At 56.2% G+C, this 3,652-nt stretch carries 7 protein-coding genes and 1 pseudogene; all 8 read right to left on the bottom strand.

Annotation, left to right across the window (positions count from 1 at the left end):
* The coding region (locus QZ197_RS15230) for a tRNA (guanosine(37)-N1)-methyltransferase TrmD (RefSeq protein WP_296433018.1) at positions 1-596 on the bottom strand (596 nt) is incomplete at its 3' end.
* Between the two features lie 6 nt (positions 597-602).
* On the bottom strand, positions 603-1,121 hold the full coding sequence (gene rimM, locus QZ197_RS15225; RefSeq protein WP_296433017.1) for a ribosome maturation factor RimM: 519 nt from the start codon (positions 1,119-1,121) through the stop codon (positions 603-605).
* Positions 1,118-1,267, bottom strand: coding sequence for a hypothetical protein (locus tag QZ197_RS15220; protein WP_296433016.1), 150 nt, complete (start codon positions 1,265-1,267; stop codon positions 1,118-1,120). The genes rimM and QZ197_RS15220 overlap by 4 nt, the downstream gene beginning before the upstream one ends.
* Positions 1,268-1,331: 64 nt before the next feature.
* On the bottom strand, positions 1,332-1,739 hold the full coding sequence (rpsP, locus tag QZ197_RS15215) for a 30S ribosomal protein S16 (protein WP_296433015.1): 408 nt from the start codon (positions 1,737-1,739) through the stop codon (positions 1,332-1,334).
* A 49-nt stretch (positions 1,740-1,788) separates the two neighbouring features.
* On the bottom strand, positions 1,789-2,085 hold the full coding sequence (locus QZ197_RS15210; RefSeq protein ID WP_296433014.1) for a chorismate mutase: 297 nt from the start codon (positions 2,083-2,085) through the stop codon (positions 1,789-1,791).
* Entirely contained in the window at positions 2,082-2,597 is a 516-nt protein-coding gene (locus tag QZ197_RS15205) for a GNAT family N-acetyltransferase (protein WP_296433013.1), read from the bottom strand. The genes QZ197_RS15210 and QZ197_RS15205 overlap by 4 nt, the downstream gene beginning before the upstream one ends.
* Positions 2,594-3,142, bottom strand: coding sequence for a GNAT family N-acetyltransferase (locus tag QZ197_RS15200; protein WP_296433012.1), 549 nt, complete (start codon positions 3,140-3,142; stop codon positions 2,594-2,596). The genes QZ197_RS15205 and QZ197_RS15200 overlap by 4 nt, the downstream gene beginning before the upstream one ends.
* Positions 3,143-3,223: 81 nt before the next feature.
* A pseudogene (locus tag QZ197_RS15195) lies at positions 3,224-3,652 on the bottom strand (signal recognition particle protein); the annotation flags it as partial.

Here is a 3,652-nt window from a genome sequence, read left to right as displayed (position 1 = left end):
TCCGCGTTCCCCAAGACGCCGGGCAACAGACGCACAGTGGCGTCGATCATCGCTTGAGCGGCAATTTCCCCACCAGTCATGACAAAATCACCCAAGCTGACTTCTTGGATGTTATAGTGTTGCAAGACCCGTTCATCCACGCCTTCAAAGCGGCCACATAGCAGCGTGACCCCATCAGCGCGGGCCCAGTTTTGCGCCATTTGCTGATCAAAGCGACGGCCACGCGGTGAAAGATAGACCAATGGAACAACGCCGCGCGTGCTGCGATGCACATCCGCTATTGCTTGTTCGAGCACATCTGCACGCAACACCATACCCGCACCGCCGCCTGCGGGGGTGTCATCAACGTTGCGATGCTTGCCGATCCCGTAGTTGCGTAAATCAAACGTCTGCAACTGCCACAGTCCGTCTTTCAACGCCTTACCCATCAGGCTTTCGCCCAACACGCCAGGGAAGGCTTGCGGGAACAGCGTGATAATCTTGGCTGTCCAAGTGCCGGCAATGTCAGGTGTGTCTGTCATCAACTCGCGCGGCTTTAGTGTCGCTTGGATCGCGATACGGCCAGCAGAGCGAGCGGGTTTGGTCACATCCGCCATTTTGGACTACGCGGTTGCATCGGGGAACAGCCCTTCGGGCGGGTCAGCGACGATGCGTTGGGCTGTCAGGTCGACAGTTGGCACGGCGGCTTTGGTGAAGGGCAACAAGGTCGTTTCGGATTGACCGGATACGATGATCTCTAGCAAATCGCCTGCGCCGTGGTCCATCACGTTCTTGACAGTCCCAAGTGTGGCACCGCCTGTGTCTACGACCGTAATACCAATCAAATCGGCATAGTAATATTCATCATCCGGCAGCGACGGCATTACCGTGCGGTCGGCATATAGATCGACGTTGCGCAGCAGATCAGCGTCTTCTTTGCTGACGATACCATCAATGCGCGCAGTAAATCCGTTCTTGAGTTGGCCGGTCAGCACAAGCTGTGCGAACGCATTGCCATCTTCTGTATAAAGGGGGGCATAGTCTGCAATGGCTTGCGGGTCGGCGCAAAACGACTTGAGGCGGACCTCGCCTTGGACGCCAAACGCACCGCCGATGCTGCCTACGATCACGCGATTAGTCATTGGGTAAACTCCGGTCCAACGCAGATGTTTTCGATCCACAATCCACCGCCATTTTGGCAAATGTCCTTACTGCCGTCGCGCTCATAGAGCATGCCCGCGATAAAAGCGATCATCACGAGAATAAGGGTGCGCAGCAAGCGGAACATGGTTGTGTCCGGTCAAAGTGGGGGTTGCGCGGCCCAAAGCTGTGTTGGGGCCGCGCGAAAGTGCTTACTCTTCAGCAGCGGCTTCTTCGACTGCTGGTGCTTCTTCTGCTGGTGCATTTGCAGCTTCTTCAGCGGCGGCAGCTTTTGCAGCTTTTTCGTCAGCACGTGCCTTAGCAGCTTTGCCAGGTGTACCTTTTTTCAGGTTGGCACGGTCTTTCTTTGGCAGTTCGCCAGCCGCTTCGAGCATGCGTGACACACGGTCAGTTGGCTGTGCGCCTTCACCAAGCCAATGCTTGACGCGCTCCATGTTCATTTTCACGCGCTCTTCGCTGTCTTTTGGCAGCATTGGGTTATATGTGCCCAGCTTTTCGATAAAGCGGCCGTCGCGTGGCATACGGCTGTCAGCTGCAACGATTGCATAAAATGGACGCTTCTTTGAGCCGCCACGGGCCAAACGGATTTTCATAGCCATCAGATATTCTCCTTAAAGATGGTGGGGGTTTGGTGGATCAAGATCCACCTTACGATTGGTGTTGTTTGTGGTGTTGGATGACTTCCTGAATAATGAAATTCAGAAATTTCTTGGCAAATTCAGGATCGAGATCGGCCTGGTCTGCAAGTTCGGTGAGCCGCGCAATCTGGGTTTCTTCGCGCGCGGGATCGGATGGGGGCAGGTCGTGTTCAGCCTTTAGCCGGCCCACGGCCTGCGTGTGCTTGAACCGCTCGCCCAAAGTATAGACGAGGATGGCATCAAGCCGGTCGATGCTTTTGCGGTGTTCCTTGAGGATATCCGCGGCAAGGGTGACAGCGTCAGTCATGAGACACTCCTTTGTGGGGAAATTGGCGTGTGGCGATAGACCAATGTGCCGGTGGCTTCGGGGGCCAGGGCGTCAGCGTCAAGCACAGCGCCCAAGCTTTCAGCGACACGGATCGACGCGGCGTTGCCTGCGCTTACGTAGCTGACAATCGTGTTCAGATCGGTCGTTTCGAAGCTATGATCAATGATGGCGCGCGCGGCCTCGGACGCGAGGCCCATTCCAGTGAAACCGTCATAGATAAACCCGCCACATTCAGGTTCTGGAAAATGCGGCGGATACACAAGGCCAACGCCGCCTGCCAATGCGCCATCCATCTCAATCGCCAGCGACCCGAAACCGTAGAGCGCCCAAGTCGCGACATCATTGGTAAACCAGTTCCAAGCCTTATCGCGATCTAGCGGTCCATCCATGTGAACAGCGCGGTCGCTAGCCATAAAGGTGGCATAAGTGTCAAAATCGTCCCGCAGATACGGGCGCAACGTCAGGCGCTCTGTGTGCAATGTCGGTGTCATGTGATCGCCTGCGCCGCTTGAGCCATTGCCCGTGGATCGTCATGGCGCAAATGCCGAAAGCTAATGACGTGTTCGTCGTCCACGATATCGCGGCCTTCTTCGACAGCGCCAAGGCGTGTAGCCAGCGCAAGAGATCGCGTATTCGCGGGTGCTATCAGAGAACTTAGTGGGGCAAGACCCAAGGTGCGCCCTGCCCAATCGCGCACAGCGCACGCTGCTTCGAACGCATAGGACCGACCTTCAAATCCGTCAAACATATGCCACGCAAGTTCCGGTGCCGGCCAATCGACATGGTTGATGATGCCGACGCGCCCGGTGACAAAGCCTGTTGCGCGTTCGGTCACCGTAAAGAACCCGTAGCCGTGCCAGTTCCAATGACCGATGCCAGCAATAAAACCGCGCCATGCTTGGCCTTCAGTGCCTTTGCCACCCACGGCCTCCATCCTGTCAGAACCAGTGACCCATGCGGTAAAAGCCGCAAGGTCCCGTTTTTGAGGGCCGCGCAATTCAAGACGCGCTGTGGTAAGGGTGGGGGCGGGTGTCATGTTATCGTTGACGTCCGGTTGTTGCGACGAAGGGCAGGTGCCTCCGGCGGGAGTTTAAAGGGCAAGATGATGAGGTTAAGGTCATTTCTTTTTCCCGAAACCTGACAGGCCGGGCGGGAGTTGCATGCCGCCACCTAAACCGGGCATGCCCGCGGGCATTTTGCCTTGCATTGCTTTAGCGGCTTCTGCCATCGCTTTTGGATCGTTCATATCGGGCATGCCGTCTGGCATTCCGCCGCCTTTGCCGAACATGCCTTTAATGGCTTGCTTCAGCATGCCGCCTTTGCCCATTTTCTTCATCATATCGGCCATCTGACGGTGCTGTTTGACCAGCTTGTTCAATTCGGACACTTCAAGGCCCGCGCCTTTGGCGATGCGTTTCTTGCGCGATGCGGCCAGCAGATCGGGGTTGGCGCGTTCTTTCTTGGTCATTGAATTGATCAACGCGATCTGGCGTTTCAGAATGCTGTCATCCATGCCGGATGCTGCCATCTGTTTGCTCATCTTTGC

Origin of the sequence: Yoonia sp. (genome assembly GCF_017854415.1) — a bacterium.
Lineage (GTDB): Bacteria > Pseudomonadota > Alphaproteobacteria > Rhodobacterales > Rhodobacteraceae > Yoonia.
Note: the sequence above shows the minus strand (reverse complement) of the source record. Positions and strands in the feature narration are given on the sequence as shown.

What these genes read in the sequence shown, in the direction of transcription:
- QZ197_RS15220 (WP_296433016.1), bottom strand. Translation starts at nt 1,267, where the DNA reads ATGTTCCGCTTGCTGCGCACCCTTATTCTCGTGATGATCGCTTTTATC.
- QZ197_RS15210 (WP_296433014.1), bottom strand. Translation starts at nt 2,085, where the DNA reads ATGACTGACGCTGTCACCCTTGCCGCGGATATCCTCAAGGAACACCGC.
- QZ197_RS15205 (WP_296433013.1), bottom strand. Translation starts at nt 2,597, where the DNA reads ATGACACCGACATTGCACACAGAGCGCCTGACGTTGCGCCCGTATCTG.
- rpsP (WP_296433015.1), bottom strand. Translation starts at nt 1,739, where the DNA reads ATGGCTATGAAAATCCGTTTGGCCCGTGGCGGCTCAAAGAAGCGTCCA.
- QZ197_RS15200 (WP_296433012.1), bottom strand. Translation starts at nt 3,142, where the DNA reads ATGACACCCGCCCCCACCCTTACCACAGCGCGTCTTGAATTGCGCGGC.
- rimM (WP_296433017.1), bottom strand. Translation starts at nt 1,121, where the DNA reads ATGACTAATCGCGTGATCGTAGGCAGCATCGGCGGTGCGTTTGGCGTC.